Source organism: Delftia sp. ASV31, assembly GCF_016428765.1.
GTDB lineage: Bacteria > Pseudomonadota > Gammaproteobacteria > Burkholderiales > Burkholderiaceae_C > Comamonas > Comamonas acidovorans.
In genome coordinates this window covers 48,691-67,644 of record NZ_JAELTK010000028.1, presented here as the reverse complement: position 1 = coordinate 67,644, position 18,954 = coordinate 48,691, and the positions used below count along the sequence as shown (strand labels likewise).

General features: G+C 69.8%; 16 protein-coding genes. 10 read left to right on the top strand and 6 right to left on the bottom strand.

Features of this window, described 5'->3' with window-relative positions:
* The 9 genes from JHD82_RS12635 to JHD82_RS12595 form a co-directional block, all read left to right on the top strand.
* A partial coding sequence (locus JHD82_RS12635) for a thiamine pyrophosphate-dependent enzyme (RefSeq protein WP_233174714.1) occupies positions 1–727 on the top strand: 727 nt, incomplete at its 5' end.
* Positions 728–755: 28 nt separating this feature from the next.
* Positions 756–1,694 (top strand): ketopantoate reductase family protein, encoded by a 939-nt coding sequence (locus JHD82_RS12630; protein WP_199136777.1) that lies wholly within the window; start codon positions 756–758, stop codon positions 1,692–1,694.
* 42 nt (positions 1,695–1,736) lie between these two features.
* Positions 1,737–2,711, top strand: coding sequence for a tripartite tricarboxylate transporter substrate binding protein (locus JHD82_RS12625; protein WP_012203477.1), 975 nt, complete (start codon positions 1,737–1,739; stop codon positions 2,709–2,711).
* 70 nt (positions 2,712–2,781) lie between these two features.
* Positions 2,782–3,780 carry a tripartite tricarboxylate transporter substrate binding protein gene (locus tag JHD82_RS12620; RefSeq protein WP_013804051.1) on the top strand — a complete coding sequence of 333 codons (999 nt, stop codon included), beginning with the start codon at positions 2,782–2,784 and terminating at the stop codon, positions 3,778–3,780.
* 454 nt (positions 3,781–4,234) lie between these two features.
* Complete coding sequence (locus JHD82_RS12615; protein ID WP_199136774.1) at positions 4,235–5,443, top strand: efflux RND transporter periplasmic adaptor subunit; 1,209 nt, start codon at positions 4,235–4,237, stop codon at positions 5,441–5,443.
* Positions 5,440–8,613: an efflux RND transporter permease subunit gene (locus JHD82_RS12610; protein ID WP_199136772.1), complete on the top strand. Its 3,174-nt coding sequence runs from the start codon at positions 5,440–5,442 to the stop codon at positions 8,611–8,613. The genes JHD82_RS12615 and JHD82_RS12610 overlap by 4 nt, the downstream gene beginning before the upstream one ends.
* 11 nt (positions 8,614–8,624) lie before the next feature.
* On the top strand, positions 8,625–10,004 hold the full coding sequence (locus JHD82_RS12605; RefSeq protein ID WP_199136770.1) for a TolC family protein: 1,380 nt from the start codon (positions 8,625–8,627) through the stop codon (positions 10,002–10,004).
* A gap of 62 nt (positions 10,005–10,066) precedes the next feature.
* Positions 10,067–11,167: a sensor histidine kinase gene (locus JHD82_RS12600; protein ID WP_199136768.1), complete on the top strand. Its 1,101-nt coding sequence runs from the start codon at positions 10,067–10,069 to the stop codon at positions 11,165–11,167.
* Positions 11,160–11,798 (top strand): response regulator transcription factor, encoded by a 639-nt coding sequence (locus tag JHD82_RS12595; protein WP_199136766.1) that lies wholly within the window; start codon positions 11,160–11,162, stop codon positions 11,796–11,798. Before JHD82_RS12600 ends, JHD82_RS12595 begins: the two co-directional genes overlap by 8 nt.
* A 61-nt stretch (positions 11,799–11,859) precedes the next feature.
* Here JHD82_RS12595 and JHD82_RS12590 read toward each other — a convergent pair whose 3' ends face one another.
* The 5 genes from JHD82_RS12590 to JHD82_RS12570 form a co-directional block, all read right to left on the bottom strand.
* Positions 11,860–13,533, bottom strand: a complete 1,674-nt coding sequence (locus tag JHD82_RS12590) for an MFS transporter (RefSeq protein WP_199136764.1) — start codon at positions 13,531–13,533, stop codon at positions 11,860–11,862.
* Positions 13,534–13,544: 11 nt separating this feature from the next.
* Positions 13,545–15,443 carry an amidohydrolase gene (locus JHD82_RS12585; protein ID WP_199136762.1) on the bottom strand — a complete coding sequence of 633 codons (1,899 nt, stop codon included), beginning with the start codon at positions 15,441–15,443 and terminating at the stop codon, positions 13,545–13,547.
* A 124-nt stretch (positions 15,444–15,567) separates the two neighbouring features.
* Positions 15,568–15,840 carry a XapX domain-containing protein gene (locus tag JHD82_RS12580; protein ID WP_012203487.1) on the bottom strand — a complete coding sequence of 91 codons (273 nt, stop codon included), beginning with the start codon at positions 15,838–15,840 and terminating at the stop codon, positions 15,568–15,570.
* Positions 15,841–15,880: 40 nt separating this feature from the next.
* Positions 15,881–16,579: a hydrolase gene (locus JHD82_RS12575; protein WP_199136760.1), complete on the bottom strand. Its 699-nt coding sequence runs from the start codon at positions 16,577–16,579 to the stop codon at positions 15,881–15,883.
* A gap of 69 nt (positions 16,580–16,648) precedes the next feature.
* Positions 16,649–17,353: a pirin family protein gene (locus tag JHD82_RS12570; protein WP_012203489.1), complete on the bottom strand. Its 705-nt coding sequence runs from the start codon at positions 17,351–17,353 to the stop codon at positions 16,649–16,651.
* A gap of 102 nt (positions 17,354–17,455) precedes the next feature.
* Here JHD82_RS12570 and JHD82_RS12565 point away from each other — a divergent pair, with 102 nt between their 5' ends.
* Positions 17,456–18,379, top strand: coding sequence for a LysR family transcriptional regulator (locus JHD82_RS12565; RefSeq protein ID WP_199136758.1), 924 nt, complete (start codon positions 17,456–17,458; stop codon positions 18,377–18,379).
* Positions 18,380–18,420: 41 nt separating this feature from the next.
* Here the strand turns inward: JHD82_RS12565 and JHD82_RS12560 are convergent, their stop codons facing one another.
* Positions 18,421–18,945 (bottom strand): YqaA family protein, encoded by a 525-nt coding sequence (locus tag JHD82_RS12560; protein ID WP_013804040.1) that lies wholly within the window; start codon positions 18,943–18,945, stop codon positions 18,421–18,423.
* Positions 18,946–18,954 lie beyond the last annotated feature (9 nt).

Sequence of the window (18,954 nt, the reverse complement as noted above, 5' to 3'; positions counted from 1 at the left end):
CCCCCCCCCCCCCCCCCCCCCCCCCCCCCCCCCCCCCCCCCCCCCCCCCCCCTTTTCAAGCAGAAGACGGCATACGCGATCAACGTCAGCGTCTCGTGGGCTCGGAGATGTGTATAAGAGACAGGCGCCCGCACCGCGCCAGGCGCCCGCACCCCGGCCCGCAGCGCCCGTGCCGGCCGCGCCCGCCGCAGGCGAGCGCATGTCGGTGGCCTTTGCCATGCACACGCTGGCCCAGGTGCGCGACCGCCACAGCATCGTGGTGGAAGAGGCGCCCAGCTCGCGCTCCACCATCCAGACCTACCTGCCCATCTTCCACTCGGGCACCTTCTACACCATGTGCAGCGGCGGCCTGGGCCACAGCATGCCGGCCGCCGTGGGCGTGGCGCTGGCAAAGCCCGAGGCCAAGGTGGTCGCCGTCATCGGCGACGGCTCGGCCATGTATGCCATCCAGGCCCTCTGGAGCGCAGCCCAGCTGCGCCTGCCCATCAGCTTCGTGATCCTCAAGAACCGCCGCTACGCGGCGCTGCAGGACTTCGCCCATGTCTTCGGCTACCGCGAGGGCGAGAAGGTCGAGGGCACGGAACTGCCCGACATCGACTTCGTGGCGCTGGCGCGTGGCCAGGGCTGCGACGGCGTGCATGTGGAGAACGCGGCCGAGCTGGCCGATGTGCTGGAGCGCGCGCTGGCCCATCCCAAGCCCATCGTGGTCGAGGTCGAAGTCGCCTGAGGCGAAGCCCCCTGTAGGAGACGAAGCCATGGAAAACACAAGAAGCATAGGCATCCTCGGCGCAGGCGCCATGGGCACCCTGTTCGGCGCGCGGCTGGCCCGCATCGGCCTGGACGTGACCCTGGTCGACGTGAACGACGAGCTGCTGCAGGCCCTGAACCGCGATGGCGCGCGCTGCCACACCGATGAGGGGCTGCTGCAGGCCCGCGTGCATGCCGCGCGGGCCGAGCAGCTCACGGCGGGGCCCGCGCTGTGGCTGGTCTTCACCAAGTCGGCCCATACGCGGGCCGCGCTGCAGGGCATTGCCCATCTCATCGGGCCGGACACGCATTTCCTGAGCCTGCAAAACGGCATAGGCCATGCCGACGTGCTGCGCGAGCGGGTGCCGGCCGAGCGCATCGCCGTGGGCGTGACCACCTGGCCTGCGCGCGTGATGTCGCCGGGCGAGGTGAGCTCCATGGGACAGGGCGGTATCCGCTTCATGCCTTGCGACGGCCAGCGCAGCGCGGTCTTCGACCTGCTGGCGGACGACCTCAACCGCGCAGGCATGCATTGCCGCATCGACCCGCAGGTGCAGGAAGCCATCTGGGAAAAGCTGGCCTTCAATGCCGCCTTCAACGGCGTGTGCGCCGTGACGCGCCAGACCGTGGACGGACTGGCCAATCCGCAGGGCGAGGCCCTGCTGCAGCGCGTGCTGGACGAGGTGCTGTCCGTCGCCCATGCCCATGGCGTCGCCGCCAGCGCCGAGCGCGTGGGCGCGGCGGTGCGCGATGCGCTGGACCACCACCGGGGCCACCAGCCCTCGATGCTGCAGGACCTGCTGGCCGGCCGTGCCACCGAGACGGGCGCCATCCATGGCGCCGTGCTGCAGGTGGCCGACCGCCTGGGCATTGCCGTGCCCGTGACGCGCACGCTGCATGCACTGGTCAGCCTGTCCGGGAACGCGGGCGCCGTCGCACCGCGCTGAACGCGCTCAAGGCAAAACGAGCCACTACAAGAAGGAGACAAGATGCTGCGCAGACAAGCACTCAAGGCCGCATTGGCCATAGGCGCCCCGCCCCTGCTGGGCATGGGCACGGCACACGCCCAGACCGGCAAGCCCGTCGAATGGGTGGTGGGCTTTGCCGCAGGCGGCGGCTCGGACGCTGTGGCGCGCACCGTGGGCGAGTCCTTTGGCAAGGCCCTGGGCCGCACCGTGGTCGTCATGAACAAGCCCGGGGCGGGCACCAACATCGCCGCCGAATACGCGGCGCGCACGCGCGAGCTGGGCAGCCTGGTCTTCACGGCCGACTTCGCCACGCTGGCGGCCAACCCCCACCTGTTTCGCAAGCTGGCCTACAACGCCGAGAAGGACTTCGTGCCCATCGGCCTGCTGGCGCGCTTTCCGCTGTTCCTCGTGGTCGGCAACCAGCTGCCGGTGCACAACCTGCAGGAGTTCACGCAGTGGGTGAAGGCCCAGCCAGGCCCCGTCAGCTACGGCAGCCCGGGGTTGGGCACGCCCCACCACCTGGCCACCGAACTGCTGTCGCAGCGCCTGGGCCTGAAGATGTCCCATGTGCCCTATCGCGGCGCGGGGCCGGCCCTGATCGACGTGATCGGCGGCCAGATCCCCTTCATGCTGGCCGACAGCGCGGCGGCGGCCCAGCACATTGCGGCCGGCAAGCTGCGCGTCGTCGGCGTGGCCAGCGCCGAGCGGCTCAAGAGCCATCCGGCCGTGCCAACGCTGGCCGAGCAGGGCGTCAAGGACTTCGAGGCCCATGCATGGCAGGGCTTGGTCGCACCCGCAGGCACGGACGACGCCACCGTACAGGCCTGGTCCGTGGCGCTGCAGCAGGCGCTGCGCTCGCCTGCCGTGCTGGCGCGCTTCGAGGCGCTGTCGCTGGAGCCGCTGCCCGGCACGCCTGCGCAGATGCGTGACTACTGGCGCAGCGAAAGCCGGCGCTGGGGCCAGGTCATCGAGTCGGCGGGCATACGGCTGGATTGACCGTAGCGCCGCTGCTGCTTCAGGCGCCCTCACCGTTTTCAAGAACTCATAACCCAAGGAGACATAGCTCATGCACAAGACAACCCCCTTCAGCCGCTGGCGCCGCCTGGGCCTGCTGGCCCTGCTGGGCGCGACGGCCTCGGTCCCTGCGCTGGCGCAGAAGGCCGGCGACAAATGGCCCGAGCGCCCCGTGCGCCTGGTGGTGAACTTCGCGCCCGGCGGCGCGGCCGATGTGCTGGCGCGCGCCATCACGCCCACCATGTCCCAGGTGCTGGGCCAGTCGGTGGTGGTGGACAACAAGCCCGGCGCGGGCGGCAACATCGGCATCAGCGAAACCGTGCGCGCGCCCAAGGATGGCTACACGCTGCTGCTCAGCTCAGGCGGGGCGATCACCATCAACCCGATGATCTACAGCAAGCTGGCCTTCAATCCCGAAAAGGACTTGACGCCCGTGGCTGCCGTGGCGCGCGTGCATGTGTTCCTGGAGACCAATCCCGCCGTGCCCGCCACCAACGTGGCCGAGTTCATCAAGCACCTGAAGGCCAATCCCGGCAAGCTGTCCTACGGCTCGCCGGGCCAGGGCAGCTCGCCGCACCTGGCCGGCGAGATGTTCAAGCGCATGGCCGGTGTCGATGCCGTGCACGCCCCCTACAAGGGCGCGGGCCCGGCGCTCAGCGACGTGCTCAGCGGGCAGCTGCAGTTCTGGTTCGACCCGGGTCCGGGCCTCAAGCAGGTCGAGGCGGGCAAGCTGCGCCTGCTGGCCATCGGCAGCCCGCACCGCTCGCCGCAGTACCCCAACGTGCCCACGCTGGCCGAAAGCGGCCTGCCGGGCTTTGATGCGGACACGCTGTTCGGCATCTACGCGCCCACGGGCACGCCCGAGTCCGTGATCGAGGCCGTTCGCACTGCCGTGGCCAAGGCGCTGGAGCAAAAGAACGTCAACGACGTCATCCTCACCCTGGGCGCCACGCCCGCGCCGCTGAGCCGCAAGGCCTTCATCGACCACCACGCCACCGAGCGCGAGCGCTTTGGCGAACTGGTGAAAGCCATCGGCCTGAAAGTGGACTGAGCTTTCCCGCAGGCCATCGTCCGCAAGCCGCCCGCTCCGCGCTGGCGGCTTTTTGCTTTCCGGTCCGGGCCGGGCCGGGCCGGGCCAGGCCAGGCCGAGGGGCCCTTGTGCCGGCCATCTTCTATACGAAGGTATATCCCGCATCCACCAATGAACAGGCCAGCCTTCCCAACAAAGGCTGGCCGCAGGCACTTTCGCCTTTGATAATTCCGGGCACATATTGCACTGCAGCAAACAGGGCTCCCGGCCTGCACGGGGACTGCGCCACACGCAAAGGAGTACCCCATGGACCCCGATCCTGATTCCGATCCCGATCCTGCCAGGCGCTGCCGCGCCGCCCCTTCCCGTCTTTCCCTTCTTCCATTTCTTGATCTGCCCGGACCCGGGCGGAGGCCTGTGATCGCCTGAAGGGGCGAGAGGTCTGCGCGGGTCCGTGGCACCCGGAGACCTCAGGATGACCCGCTTTCTCGCTTCTGAACGACCAGGCCGACCCCATGGTCAACCCCATGGCCTGCACCAGCGCCATCCCTTGCTGGCGGCTGCATGGCCTGTGGGCGGGCTGCTGATCAGCGTGGCCATGGCCGCCTGCAACGGGCCGGCCGAGCCCACGGCAGCCACGCATGCAGCCACCACCGCTCCGCAGCCGGCTCCCGTGCGCCGCGAAGGCAACCTCATCGTGGTGCCCGAAGGCTCGCCGCTGCGCGAGCGCCTGCAGGTGGCCGAGATCGCGCTGCAGCCGCTGCAGACCCGCCTGTCGGCCCCCGCCACCATCGAGGCCGAGCCTGAAAAGCTGGTCCGCATCACGCCGCCCGTGGCGGGCCGCCTGGTGCGCCTGCACCACCAGCTGGGCGATGCGGTGAAGGCCGGTGATGCGCTGATCACCATGGACTCCTCCGAGATCTCCAGCGTGCGTGCCGAGCACGCCAAGTCCCAGGCCGCGCTGCTGCACGCGCGCCAGGAATTCGACCGCCAGAAGCTGCTGTTCGATGCCGAGATCGCCGCGCGCAAGGACTACGAGGCCGCGCAGCAGTCGCTGGCCGCCGCGGGGGCCGATGCGCGCGCCGCCTCCGACCACCTGTCCCAGCTGGGTGCGGCCGTGCAGGAAGGCTCGCGCGGCAGCTACGTGGTCAAGTCGCCCATCAGCGGCCGCGTGGTCGAGATGGCGGGCTCGCAGGGCGGCTACTGGAACGATGTGAATGCCTCCGTCATGACCGTGGCCGACCTGCGCAAGGTCTGGCTCAGCGCCAGCGTCAGCGAGCGCGACCTGGCCCATGTGGACGTGGGCCAGCAGGCCCACATCGCGCTGGCCGCCTATCCCGACCTGCAGCTGCAGGGCCGCGTGCAGTACGTGGGCGAGCTGGTGGACACCGCCACGCGCAGCGTCAAGGTACGCGTGGCCGTGGACAACCCCGAAGGGCGGCTGCGCCCCGGCATGTTTGCGCGCGTGGGCTTCGACGCCCCGGCGCGCCAGGCCGTGATGGTGCCGGCCGCGGCCCTGCTGCAGGGCCAGGTCAGCACGCGCGTGTTCGTGGACAAGGGCGGCTGGCGCTTCGAGCCGCGCGACGTGCAGGTCGGCGCGCAGCAGGACGGCCAGGCCGAGATCCTCTCGGGCCTGGCGGCCGGCGAGCGCGTGGTGGTCAACGGGGGAGTGCTGCTGCAATGATCGAGCGCATCGTCAACATCGGCTTTTCGCGCCGCGGCGTGGTCTGGCTGGTCTTTTGCTTCGCGGCCCTGTATGGCGTGTTCAGCTGGAAGCAGCTGCCGCTGGAGGCCTATCCCGACATTGCCGACGTGACCTCGCAGATCGTCACCCAGGTGCCAGGCCTTGCGGCCGAGGAGATAGAGCAGCAGATCACCATCCCGCTGGAGCGCGCGCTGCTGGCCACGCCCGGCATGCACGTGCTGCGCTCGCGCAGCCTGTTCGCGCTGTCGCTGATCACCGTGGTCTTCGAGGACGGCGTGGACGGCTACTGGGCGCGCCAGCGCCTGAAGGAGCGCATCGACGAGGTCACGCTGCCCTATGGCGCCCGCGCCGGGCTGGACCCCTACAGCTCGCCCACGGGCGAGGTCTACCGCTACACGCTGGAAAGCCCGGTGCGCAGCCTGCGCGAGCTGTCCGAGCTGCAGCAGTGGGTGGTGATCCCGCGCCTGAAGAAGGCCCAGTCCGTGGTGGACGTGACCAACTTCGGCGGCCTGACCACGCAGTTCATGCTGGAGCTGGACCCTGCGCGGCTGCTGCAGTACGGGCTGGCGCTGTCCCAGGTGATCGAGGCCATCAATGCCAACAACGCCAGCGGCGGCGGCAGCGTCATCGACCGGGGCGATGTCTCCTATGTGGTGCGCGGCGTGGGCCTGCTGGGCTCGCTGGACGACATGGGCAACGTGGTCGTCAAGACCACGGACAGCGGCACGCCCGTGCTGGTCAAAGACCTGGGGCGGCTGACCTACGGCAACGTGGAGCGGCGCGGCATCCTGGGCAAGGACGGCAACTCCGACACCCTGCAGGGCATCGTGCTGCTGCTCAAGGGCTCCAACCCCTCGCAGGCGCTGGAGGGCATCCACGCCGCCGTGGAGGAGCTCAACGGCAAGCTGCTGCCGCCCGACGTGAAGGTCGTGCCCTACCTGGACCGCACCACGCTGATCGAGCGCACCACCCACACCGTGGGCAAGACCCTGGCCGAAGGCCTGATCGTCGTCACCCTGGTGCTGCTGGTCTTCCTGGGCAGCCCGCGCGCGGCGCTGATCGTGGCGCTGACCATTCCCATGGCGCTGCTGCTGGCCTTCATCTTCATGCACCACGCGAAGATTCCGGCCAACCTGCTGTCGCTGGGCGCCATCGACTTCGGCATCCTGGTGGATGGCGCCGTGGTCGTGGTCGAGAACATCCTGCGGCGCCGCGAGGCCGACCAGAACCGGCCGCTCACGCCCAGGGACGCCATCACGGCCACGCTGCAGGTGGCGCGGCCCATCTTCTTCGGCATGTGCGTGATCGCGGCCGCCTACCTGCCGCTGTTCGCCTTCGAGCGCATCGAGTACAAGCTGTTCTCGCCCATGGCCAGCGCGGTGGGCGCGGCCCTGGTGGGGGCGCTGGCCGTGGCCCTGCTGCTCACGCCGGCCCTGGCCTGGCTGGCCTTCCGCAGGCCGCGCAAGATATTCCACAACCCCGTGCTGCACCGGCTGGGCGTGGGCTATGACCGCTTCCTGGGCGTGGCCGTGGGCCGCGTGCGCTGGCTGGCGGGGGCGGTGGTGGCCTCGCTGCTGGCGCTGGGCGTGCTGGCCGGCACCATGGGCCGCGACTTCCTGCCGTACCTGGACGAAGGCTCCATCTGGCTGCAGGTGCAGATGCCGCCCGGCATCACGCTGGACAAGGCGCGCGACATGGCCGACGCGCTGCGCAGCGCCGCGCTGGAGTTCCCCGAGGTCTCCTACATCGTCACCCAGACCGGGCGCAACGATGACGGCACGGACTACTGGACGCCCTCGCACATCGAGGCCAGCGTGGGCCTGCATCCCTATGGCGAATGGAAGTCTGGCCTGACCAAGCAGCAGCTGATCGCGAAGATGGCCGCGCGCTTCGACCAACTGCCCGGTTATTCCGTGGGCTTCATGCAGCCCATGATCGACGGCGTGCAGGACAAGCTGTCCGGCGCGCACAGCGACCTCACGGTGAAGGTCTTCGGCCAGGATCTGGCCGAAGACCGGCGCGTGGCCGATGCCCTGGTGGCTGTGCTGGAGAAAGTGCCCGGCGCGGCCGACGTGGCCGTGGACGTGGAGCCGCCGCTGCCCAACCTGCGCATTGCGCTGGACCGCGCCGCTGCCGCGCGCTACGGCATCAATGCCTCCGACGTGGCGCAGCTCATCTCCACCGGCGTGGGCGGGGCCTCCATCGGCCAGCTGTACGTGGGCGAGCGCAGCTACGACATGGCCGTGCGCTTCACGCCCGACACGCGCAGCAGCCCCGAGGCCATCGGCGCGCTGCGCCTGTCGGCCGCCAATGGCGCCCAGGTGCCGCTGGCCGACGTGGCGCGCATCACCACCACCGTGGGCCAGAGCGTCATCGTGCGCGAGGGCGGGGAGCGCCACATCCTCGTCAAGCTCAATGTGCGCGGCCGCGACCTGGCGGGCTTCCTCAAGGATGCGCACACCGCCATCGACCAGCACCTGGACTACGACCGCCAGAAGCTGCACATCGAGTGGGGCGGCCAGTTCGAGAACCTGCAGCGTGCCGAGGCGCGGCTGCTCATGATCCTGCCGCTGACGCTGGGCATCATGCTGGTGCTGCTGTTCGGCGAGTTCGGCAACATGCGCCAGCCGCTGCTGGTGCTGGGCGTGGTGCCGCTGGCCATGATCGGCGGCTTTGCGGGCCTGCACCTGCGCGGCATGACGCTCAACGTCTCCAGCGCCGTGGGCTTCATCGCGCTGTTCGGCGTGGCCGTGCTCTCGGGCGTGCTCATGGTCTCGCAGATCAACCGGCTGCGCCGCGAGGACGGCCTGGGCCTGCGCGAAGCCGTACTCGAAGGCGCCTCCAGCCGCATGCGCCCCGTGCTGATGACGGCCACCGTCGCCGCCTTCGGCCTCACGCCGGCCATGCTGGCCACGGGCCTGGGCAGCGACGTGCAGCGGCCCCTGGCCACGGTCGTGGTCTGCGGCCTGTTCAGCGCCACCTTGCTGACCCTGCTGCTGCTGCCCAACCTCTACTACGTGATCGAGGCCCGTGCCGCCCGCGCGGCCGAGCGCCGCCAGCGCCGCGCCGCTGAACGCGGTGAGAGCGGCGATCTGGATGCCGCCGAGGACGAGGGCGGGCATCGCACCGCAACGAGCCAACCCCATTGATGCGAGTCGCCATGCAAACGACCCCTTTCTTCCCCAGGCAGGCCCTGGCCCTGCTGCTGTGCCTTGGCGCCGCAGCCCAGGCGCAGACGGCGCCGTCCGCCGTGGCCGCTGCAACGACGGCAACTGCAACCGCCACAGCAACTGCAACGGCGGCACCTGCCGGCCTGCGCTTTTCCGACTACCTCAACGCCGTGGAGCAGCACAGCCCGCTGCTGCGCTCGGAGGAGCAGGGCGTGGAATCCGCGCGTGCCGGCATCGGCATCGCCGGCATACGCCCCGACCCCAACCTCACGCTGGGCGCCTCGCGCGAACAGGTGCGCACCGGCCAGCCCCGGCCCACCACGCGCAACTACGAGATCAGCATGGAGCTGGAGACGGGCGGCAAGCGCGCCGCGCGCATCCAGTCCGCACGCAGCCAGGTGCGCCTGTCCGAGGCCGGCCTTGAAGGCGTGCGCAGCCAGCTGTTCTCCGATGCCGCCCAGGACTACACCCAGGCCTGCCGCGACTCGCTGGCGCTGGAGCGCAAGCAGCAGACGCTGAAGGCGCTGGGCGATGTGGTGCAGGCCAACGAGCTGCGGCGCAAGGCCGGCGACATCGGCGGCGTGGAATGGCTGCAGTCGCGCGTGGAGCGCGACCGCTTCCAGGCCGAGGTGGTGCAGGCGCGCGCCGAGGCGCAGACCGCGCGGCTGGCGCTGTCCGTCCCGCTGGGGCGCCGCCTGTCCGAAGTCTTTGCCAGCGACACGCTGCAATGCGGCTTCATGGAATTGGCCGAAGACTCGGGGCTGGAAGATGCCGACGCCCTGGTCGCCCAGGCGCTGCAGTCGCGCGCCGAGGTGCGCATCGCCCAGGCGGCGCTCGAGCATGCGCGCGACAACGCGGGCCTGGCCCGGGCCAACCGCTGGGTCAATCCCACGCTGGCCGTGGGCATGGCCGCCGTGCCGTCCACGGCGGCCGGCACCGATGCCCAGGGCAATCCCTTCGATGGCGGCGGGCGCTCGCGCACGCTGTCGGTCTCGGTCAGCGTGCCGCTGCCGCTGTCGCGCCTGGACCGGGGCGATCTGGTGCAGGCCGAGGCGGCCGTGACCCAGGCCATGCTGGCCCTGCAGCAGGCCCAGAACCGGGCCGAGGCCGATGTGCGCGGCGCGCGCTTTCGCCTGACCGCCGCGCGCGAGAACGTGCAGCGCTACCGCGACGGCGTGCTGCGCGATGCGCAGCGCGTGCTCGAAGGCATACGCCTGTCCTACCGGCATGGCGAGGCTTCGCTGCTGGAGCTGCTGTCCGCCCAGCGCTCGGCCGACGACGCCTACCTGGGATCGCTGGAGGCAGAGACCGAGCTGGCCAAGGCCACGGTGGAGCTGCAGCTGAGCGTGGGACGGCGACCCGCCCTCTGATCGCGGGAGGGCAGGGCATCTTGCGACACAATCGACACGCCCTCATCGCAGCCCTGCACGCCATGACCACCGCTCTGCGCCGCTTTCCCCATTGGCCCCGCGCCCTGATCCTGGCGGCCATGGTGGCCGCCATGGCCGCGATCTTCGCGCTGGACACGCTGACCGACTACGCCGTGGCGGCCGCCGTGTTCCATACCGCCATCATCCTGGTGGCGGTGCGCTGGTTCAGCCCGCGCGTGGTCATCGGCCTCACGGCGCTGTGCATCGTGCTGACCCTGGCCAGCTTCGCGCTCACGCCTGCCGGTGCCTATCGCACCGGACTGATCAACATGGTGATCAGCATCCTGGCCATTGCCATCACGGCCTATCTGGGCCTGAAGATGGTGGCGGCCCAGAACGCGGCCCATGAGGCGCGCACCCAGCTGATGCGCATCACCCAGACCACCAGCCTGGGGCAGTTGACGGCCTCCATCGCCCATGAGGTCAACCAGCCGCTGGCGGCCATCGTCACCAGCGGCAATGCCTGCCAGCGCTGGCTGGCCCAGGACCCGCCCAATCTGGCCAAGGCCGGCCAGGCGCTGGAGCGCATCCTGGGCGATGCGCAGCGCGCCAGCGATGTCATTGCCCGCATCCGCAGCATGGCGCGCGGCGAGGCGCCCAGCCGCCAGTCCTTCGACCTCAACGACGCCGTGCGCGAGATGGCGCGCCTGTCGGATGCCGAGCTGGACCGGCGCGGCGTGGCCCTGGACCTGCAACTGGCGCCTGCGCTGCAGCCGGCCTGGGCCGACCGCGTGCACATCCAGCAGGTGCTGGCCAACCTGCTGCTCAACGCCATGGATGCCATGCAGGGCACGCCCGCCGCGCAGCGGCGCATCACCGTCACCACCCAGGCCCTGGGCCAGCAACTGGTGCTGACCGTGGCCGATGCGGGCGAAGGCCTGTCGCCGCTGGCCCGCACCCACCTGTTCGATGCCTTCTGGACCACCAAGCCCGACGGCATGGGCCTGGGCCTGAACATCTGCCGCCACATGGCCGAGGCCAACGGCGGCCGCATCTGGGCCACGGACCGCGAGGACATGCGCGGCGGCACGGTCTTTCACATCACCATTGCCTGCGCCCCGGCCACGGGCGACAGGTCTTCCACGGGATTGCGCCATGGTTGAACCCTCCACGGCCGAAGCCGAGGCACTTGTCTACATCGTCGATGACGACGCCTCGGTGCGTGCCGCCATCGAGGATCTGCTGGCCTCGGTGGGCCTGTGCGTGCGCGCTTTCGGCGCCACGCGCGAGTTTCTGGACCACTGGCAGCGGCAGCCGCCCGCGGGGCCTGCATGCATGGTGCTGGACATCCGCATGCCGGGCCAGAGCGGCATGGATTTCCGGCGCCAGATGCTGGAGATGGGCCTGAAGCTGCCCACCATCTTCATCACCGGCCATGGCGACATTCCCATGAGCGTGGAGGCCATGAAGACCGGCGCCATCGAGTTCCTGACCAAGCCCTTCCGCGACCAGGACCTGCTGGACGCCATCCAGCAGGGCATTGCCCTGGACCGCCAGCGCCGCGCGCTGGACGCCGGCGAACAGGCGCTGCGCGCCTGCTGGCAATCGCTGTCGCCCGGCGAGCAGGACGTGGTCGTGGGCGTGGTGCGCGGCCTGCTGAACAAGCAGATCGCGGCGGACCTGGGCGTGAGCGAGATCACGGTGAAGGTGCGGCGTGGCCAGGCCATGCGCAAGATGCAGGTGCGCACGCTGGCCGACCTGGTGCGTGCGCTGGAGCGGCTGGATATCCGCTGAGGTGTCCTGGCAGGCCGGGCGCAGGCGGGGCGCAGGGCAGGGGCAGGCCTGCCGCAACGCTTCAGTGGGCGTGGCCGTGCGCCGGTGCCTGCGCATGCCCGCTCGCGGCACTGGCGGCACTGGCGGCATCCAGCGCCAGGAAGTGGTGGACCACGGGCCGCTCGGGGCCGATATGAAAGCGCAGCGCCTGGGCCTGCAGGTCGGCATCGGCCCTGGACACGCGCTGGTGCTGGCGCAGATGCTCGGCCCAGGACTCCACCAGGAACCACTCGATCACCCGACCCGGCTCGCCCGTGTGCTCGGCAATGCCCCAGGCATAGGCGCCATCGCGGCGGCGTTCGCGCGCCACATGCTGCATGGCCTCGATGAAGGCTGGCAGGTCCTGGCGGCGCACCTGGTACTCCACCTGGATCATCACCGGGCCGCGGTCATGGGCCACGGGCTCGGCCAGCAGCGGCTCGGGCCAGTGGTTGGAGGCCTGCAGGTCCGCCTCGCCCGTGGGCAGCTTGATGCGGTGGAACACCAGCGAGATGGCCACCAGGCCTGCCGCGCCGATCAGCAGCGCCGTGGGAATGCCCACACCCTGCGCGAACAGCCCCCAGGCCAGGCTGCCGCCCGCCATGGCGCCGTTGAACACCATCAGGTAGATGGCCAGCCCGCGGCCGCGCACCCAGTTGGGCAGCACCGCCTGTGCCACGCCGTTGAGCGTGGTCAGTGCAATGATCCAGCCCAGGCCCAGCACCAGCATCAGCAGCACGGCGGCCCATTGCGGCGGCGCCGTGGACAGCGCGGCCATCACGGCGGCGCTGAGCACGGAGGACAGCAGCACCAGGCCATCGGCATCCAGCCTTTTGCGCAGGCGCGGCAGCACCAGCGCACCCAGGATGGCGCCTGCGCCCACGGCGCCCAGCATCACGCCGTAAAAGCCTGCCGAGCCGCCCAGCATGCGCCGCGCCACCAGCGGCAGCAGGGCCCAGACCGAGCTGGCGAAGAGGAAGAACACGGCGGCGCGCAGCAGCACCACATGCAGCTCGCGGCTGGAGCGGGCATAGCGCAGGCCTGCGCGGAAGGCGCCGAAGAACTGCTCGTTCAGGGCCGATGCCTCGGCCTTGGGGCGCTTCCACCAGACCAGCGCGGCGATCACGAACACATAGCTGGCCACGTCCGCGCCGTAGGCCGCCGCCGCGCCGAAGCTGGCCAGCAGCAGGCCACCGGCCGCAGGGCCCAGGGCGCGTGCGATGTTGATGCCCAGCGAGTTCAGCGCCACCGCGTTCTTGAGGTCGCTGCGCGGCACCAGCTCGGGCACGATGGACTGCCAGGTCGGCCCCATCAGCGCCGCGCCTATGCCGCCCACGAAGGTCAGCGCCACCAGGTACTCCACGGTCAGCGTGTTGGTGCGGGCCAGCAGCAGCAGGCTGGCGCTGACGGCGGCCAGCAGGATCTGGATGCCGATCAGGAAGCGCCGGCGGTCCAGGATGTCCGACAGCACGCCGGCCGGAATCGCCAGCAGGAAGATGGGCAGCGTGGCCGCCGTCTGGATCAGGGCCACGGCGGCCGGGCTGGCCGACAGCTCGGTCACCATCCAGGAGCTGGCCACATCGCGCATGAAGCTGCCGATGTTGCCCAGCACCGTGGCCGCCCACAGCACCGCGAACACGGGCTGGCGCAGCGGCGCGAAGCTGCCGGAGGAACTGCCGGAAACAGCTGGGGCAGACGGCTTGGAATCGATGGACATGGCCTTGCTCCTCAGGCCATCCAGCAGGAGCAGCCCAGCGCGCCGAAGAAGCTCTTGGGGTCGGAGGCCGGCACGTTCGATGCCCAGGCGTCGGCATGGCTGTGGCCGTGCATGCCGCAGCTGGTGCCGCAGCCGCAGGCCGCCGCCAGGCTGCGGTAGCGCGCGGGGTTGAGCGAGTTCCTGCCCGCGCCCTCGGGCTCGCCCCAGGCGCCGTAGCCGCCAAAGCGCCGCACGGGCGACCAGTCGGGCATGGCCGGCGGCAGCGGGTTGTCGTCATGCTGCTGGAAGGGGCCTGCGCCATAGACCACGCGGCCGCCCACCACGGTGAGCTCGGAGGTGAGAAAGGAGATCTCGTCCTCGGGCACGGCGAAGTAGTCCTTGCTGGGCACGATCATGTCGGCCAGCTGGCCCACCTGGATGCGGCCGCGCAGGCCTTCCTCGTTGGAGAACCAGGCCACGTTCTCGGTCCACATGCGCAGCGCGGTCTCGCGGTCCAGCAGGTTGCGCTGGGGGTACATCTGCAGGCCGCCCACGGTCTTGCCCGTCACCATCCACGACAGCGACACCCAGGGGTTGTAGGAGGCCACGCGCGTGGCGTCCGTGCCGGCCGAGGTCTTCACGCCGCGCTCCAGGATCTTCTTGACGGGCGGCGTGGCCTCGGTGGCGCGTGCGCCGTAGCGTTCGGTGAAATATTCGCCCTGGTAGGCCATGCGGTGCTGCACGGCCACGCCGCCGCCCAGCGCCGCAATGCGGTCGATGGACTTGTCCGAAATGGTCTCGGCATGGTCGAAGAACCAGTTCAGGCCGTCGATGGGCGTGTCGCGGTGCACCTTCTCGAACACATCGAGCGCGCGCGAGATGGTCTCGTCATAGGTGGCGTGCAGGCGCCATGGCCATTGGTTCTGCACCAGCACGCGCACCACTTCCTCCAGGTCGCCCTCCATGCTGGGGGGCATGTCGGGGCGCGGCTGGCGAAAGTCCTCGAAGTCGGCGGCCGAGTACACCAGCATCTCGCCCGCGCCGTTGTGGCGGAAATAGTCGTTGCCCTGCTTGTACTTCACGCTTTGCGTCCAGTTGAGGAAGTCGGCCTTCTCCTCCTTGGGCTTTTGCGTGAACAGGTTGTAGGCCAGGCGCACGGTGATCTGGTTGGCGTCGCTGAGCTTCTGGATCACGTCGTAGTCGTCGGGGTAGTTCTGAAAGCCCCCGCCCGCATCGATCACGCCGGTCACGCCCAGGCGGTTGAGTTCGCGCATGAAGTGGCGCGTGGAATTGACCTGATAGTCCAGCGGCAGCTTGGGGCCCTTGGCCAGCGTGCTGTAGAGGATGGTGGCGTTGGGCTTGGCCAGCAGCAGGCCCGTGGGGTTGCCGTTGGCATCGCGCGTGATCTCGCCGCCTGCAGGCTGGGGCGTGTCGCGGGTGTAGCCCACGGCGCGCAGGGCGGCGGCGTTGAGCAGGGCGCGGTCATACAGGTGCAGCAGGAAGACCGGCGTATCGGGCGCGATGGCATTGATCTCGTCGATGGTGGGCAGGCGCTTTTCCACGAACTGGTGCTCGGTGAACCCCCCGACCACGCGCACCCACTGCGGCGCAGGCGTAATGGCCACCTGGCGCTTGAGCATGTCCAGCGCGTCGGCCAGCGAGCGCACGCCGTCCCAGCGCAGCTCCAGGTTGAAGTTCAGGCCGCCACGGATCACGTGCGTGTGGTTGTCGAACAGGCCGGGCAGCACGCTGCGGCGCTGCAGATCGATGCGGCGCGTGCCGCTGCCGGCCAGGGCCAGCACTTCGGCGTCCGAGCCCACGGCGATGAACCGGCCGTCCTTCACGGCCACGGCGGTGGCGGTGGGCTGGGCCTTGTTCAGCGTGGTGAAGCGGCCGTTGTGGAAGATGACTTCGGGCGTGGAATCGGACATGGAGGCTCCTTGGCGAGCGTTGGTGGTGCAACCCAGCAGTCCACCCATGGCAAGGGTGGCAGCGGAGCCCAGGACTTTTCTGCGCGTGGTCATGGTGCAGTTTTCTTGGAGAGAGGGGGAGGGGTCAGCCGTGGTGCCGATCGGCATCGGCATCGGCGTTCTTGCGGCCGGGCAGCTGGCCCAGCACATGCTCGGTGGCCTGCGTCTTGCTGCAGGCGCTGCGCAGGTCCATGCCCTGCAGCAGATGCCGGCCCACGGGCACGATCTGCTCGCCGGCCAGGATGCCCAGCAGGCCGACCAGGGCCACCAGCGGCGGTGCGGGCGAGCGCACCTGCAGCAGGCTGTAGACCACGCCGACCAGCAGGCCGGCCCCAAGGGAAAGTGCGTAGAGCTTCATGGTGTCACTCCGTGGACGGGGCCGGCGGCGGCGCTGGTGCTCAGGCCTTGGCGGGGTTCGGGCCCACGGTCTCGCCATGCTGCACGCGCTCGGCGGCCTTGTGAACCATGGTGTAGGCATAGTCCACGCCCATGCCGTAGGCGCCGGAATGCTCGCGCACGATGTCCATCACCGCGTCGTAGGTCTCGCGGCGGGCCCAGTCGCGCTGCCATTCCAGCAGCACCTGCTGCCAGGTCACGGGCACCACGCCGGCCTGCACCATGCGGTCCATGGCGTAGTTGTGCGCGTCCAGCGACGTGCCGCCCGAGGCGTCGGCCACCATGTAGATCTCGTAGTCCGTGTCATGCAGGGCCGACAGGGCGAAGGTGGTGTTGCACACCTCGGTCCACAGGCCGGAGACCACGATCTTCTTGCGGCCCTGGGCGGCGTTCCTGGCCAGTGCGTCCCGCACGTTCTGGTCGTCCCAGGAATTCATGGAGCTGCGCTCCAGCAGTGGGTGCTCGGGGAACACCGCCAGCAGTTCGGGATAGGTGTGGCCGGAGAAGCTGCCCGTCTCCACCGTGGTGATGGTGGCGGGAATGCCGAAGGCCTTGGCCGCCTTGGCCAGGCCCACCACGTTGTTCTTGAGCACCTGGCGGTCGATGGACTGCACGCCGAAGGCCATCTGCGGCTGCTGGTCGATGAAGATGATCTGGCTGTTGGCGGGCGTCAGGACTTCGAGGTACTTGCGGTCGGTCATGGTGATCTCCTGTGAGGGGTTGGACGGGGTACGGGAAATGTTTTCTTGGGAAGAGGCGGGCAGGGCGCTTCAGCGCGCCGTGTCGACGAGCACCAGCTCGGTGTCGGCCAGGGCCGTCACACGGAAGCTGTCCACATCGCTGATGGCGGCGCCGTCGCGCTCCTGCAGCGTCACGCCGTCGATCTGCACCGAGCCGCTGGCCGGCACCAGGTAGCCCAGGCGGTCACGGCCGATGCGGTACTCCGTGCTCTCGCCGGCCTTCAGCGTGGCGCCCAGCACCCGGGCGGCGGTGCGGATGGGCAGGGCGTCCTCGTCGCCGGGCAGGCCGCTGGCCAGGGCCACGAAGCTGCCCGAGCGCTCGCCCTTGGGGAAGGGCTTGGCACCCCAGGACGGGGGCTGCTGGCCGCGCTCGTCGGGCATGATCCAGATCTGGAAGATCCGCGTCGTGTCCTTTTCCTGGTTGTATTCCGAGTGGCGGATGCCGGTGCCCGCGCTCATCACCTGCACATCGCCCGCTTCGGTGCGGCCCTTGTTGCCCAGGCTGTCCTGGTGGGTGATGGCGCCTTCACGGACATAGGTGATGATTTCCATGTTGGCGTGGGCATGGGGCGGGAAGCCTGTGCCGGCGGCGATGGTGTCGTCGTTCCACACCCGCAGCGCGCCCCAGCCCATGCGGGCCGGATCGTGGTAGCCGGCGAAGGAAAAGTGATGCTTGGCATCGAGCCAGCCGTGGTTGGCACCGCCAAGGGCTTGGAAGGGACGGCGTTCGATCATGGTGTTCTCCTGCTGCGTTGTGTGTTGCGATGGATGAACTTTATGTTTTGCCGATCAAGAAGAGAATAGAAAATATGCAAAGACATCTATTCCAAAACTTTCATGCCAAGACTTCCTGACCTCGAAGCCTGGGCCGTCTTCGCCAAGGTGGCCGAGACGGGCTCCTTCGCCAAGGCCGCCGCCGACCTGGGCGTCTCCCAGCCCACCATCTCCAAGGCCATCACGCGGCTGGAGACGCGGCTCAAGACCAGCCTGTTCCACCGCACCTCGCGGCGCATGTCGCTGACGGCCAGCGGCCAGGCCTCGCTGGAGCGCGCCGCGCGCATCCTGGCCGAGGGCGAGGCCGTGGAGGCCGAGATCAGCGAGCAGTCCAAAAGCCTGCGCGGCCCCATCCGCATTGCGGCGCCCATGTCGTTCGGCATCTCGCACCTGGCGCCGGCCGCGCCCGCCTTCATGGCCGAGCACCCGGAAGTCACGCTGGACCTGCACTTCAGCGACGAGCTGATCGACGTCGTGGCCCAGGGCTTCGACATCGCGCTGCGCATCTCCTCGCTGCCCGACTCCAGCCTGCTGGCACGGCGCCTGTGCACGGTGCGCCTGCTGCTGGTGGGATCACCCGAATACTTCGAGCGCCACGGCCGCCCCACCCATCCGCGCGAGCTGGCGCAGCACCGGGCGCTGCGCTATGTGCACAGCCGCCTGGGCGAGGCCTGGCGCTTCGTGCATGCGCGCCGCGGCGAGTTCGCCCAGGTCGTTCCCACGGCCATGCGCGTGAACAATGCCGAGGGCCTGGCGCCGGCCCTGCGCGCCGGGCTGGGCCTGGCCCTGCAGCCTGAATTCCTGGCCTGGGAAGACCTGCAGTCCGGCGTGCTGCAGACCTGCATGGACGACTGGCAGGTGCCCTCCATCGCCCTGCACATCGTCACGCCACCGGGGCGCGCCCGGCCGGCGCGCGTGCAGGCGCTGATCGATTTCCTGGCCGCGCACTTCGCGCTGGCGCCCTGGGCGCGCGAGCCGCAGGCGTAGATCGCAAAAAAGGGGAGGGCTTCGGTGGGAGGGCTTCGGCCTCAGCTGGCCCAGGAGGCCGGCAGCAACTGCAGCAGCACTACCGTCATCACCACATAGCGCAGGAACTTGCCGATGGCCATGTAGAACACGCAGGGCCAGAACGGCAGGCGCAGCCAGCCGGCCACGGCGCACAGCGGATCGCCCACCACGGGCAGCCAGCTCAGCAGGCAGGCCTTGGCACCCAGGCGGCGCAGCCATACGCGGGCGCGGCGCTCATGGCGGGACAGGGCGCGGGGCGGCTTGGCCCGCAGATCCTCGGGCAGTCCGGCGCGCCGCCGCTCGCGGGCCGCACGCCAGGCCTTGTGCGCACCCAGCCCCATCCACCAGCTGATGGCGCCGCCCAGCGTATTGCCGGCCGTGGCCACGAAGACCGTTTGCCAGAACAGATCGGGGTTGAGCTGCAGCAGGCCGACCACCGCAGGCTCGGAGCCCAGCGGCAGCAGCGTGGCCGAAATCAGGGCCACGATGAACACGGTGCTGAGGCCGAACTGCGGCAGCGCCAGCCAGCCCAGCAGTTGATGCATCCAGACTTC

Coding starts and splice junctions, on each gene's coding strand:
- JHD82_RS12630 (WP_199136777.1), top strand. CDS start 756: ATGGAAAACACAAGAAGCATAGGCATCCTCGGCGCAGGCGCCATGGGC.
- JHD82_RS12625 (WP_012203477.1), top strand. CDS start 1,737: ATGCTGCGCAGACAAGCACTCAAGGCCGCATTGGCCATAGGCGCCCCG.
- JHD82_RS12620 (WP_013804051.1), top strand. CDS start 2,782: ATGCACAAGACAACCCCCTTCAGCCGCTGGCGCCGCCTGGGCCTGCTG.
- JHD82_RS12615 (WP_199136774.1), top strand. CDS start 4,235: ATGACCCGCTTTCTCGCTTCTGAACGACCAGGCCGACCCCATGGTCAA.
- JHD82_RS12610 (WP_199136772.1), top strand. CDS start 5,440: ATGATCGAGCGCATCGTCAACATCGGCTTTTCGCGCCGCGGCGTGGTC.
- JHD82_RS12605 (WP_199136770.1), top strand. CDS start 8,625: ATGCAAACGACCCCTTTCTTCCCCAGGCAGGCCCTGGCCCTGCTGCTG.
- JHD82_RS12600 (WP_199136768.1), top strand. CDS start 10,067: ATGACCACCGCTCTGCGCCGCTTTCCCCATTGGCCCCGCGCCCTGATC.
- JHD82_RS12595 (WP_199136766.1), top strand. CDS start 11,160: ATGGTTGAACCCTCCACGGCCGAAGCCGAGGCACTTGTCTACATCGTC.
- JHD82_RS12590 (WP_199136764.1), bottom strand. CDS start 13,533: ATGTCCATCGATTCCAAGCCGTCTGCCCCAGCTGTTTCCGGCAGTTCC.
- JHD82_RS12585 (WP_199136762.1), bottom strand. CDS start 15,443: ATGTCCGATTCCACGCCCGAAGTCATCTTCCACAACGGCCGCTTCACC.
- JHD82_RS12580 (WP_012203487.1), bottom strand. CDS start 15,840: ATGAAGCTCTACGCACTTTCCCTTGGGGCCGGCCTGCTGGTCGGCGTG.
- JHD82_RS12575 (WP_199136760.1), bottom strand. CDS start 16,579: ATGACCGACCGCAAGTACCTCGAAGTCCTGACGCCCGCCAACAGCCAG.
- JHD82_RS12570 (WP_012203489.1), bottom strand. CDS start 17,353: ATGATCGAACGCCGTCCCTTCCAAGCCCTTGGCGGTGCCAACCACGGC.
- JHD82_RS12565 (WP_199136758.1), top strand. CDS start 17,456: ATGCCAAGACTTCCTGACCTCGAAGCCTGGGCCGTCTTCGCCAAGGTG.
- JHD82_RS12560 (WP_013804040.1), bottom strand. CDS start 18,945: ATGCATCAACTGCTGGGCTGGCTGGCGCTGCCGCAGTTCGGCCTCAGC.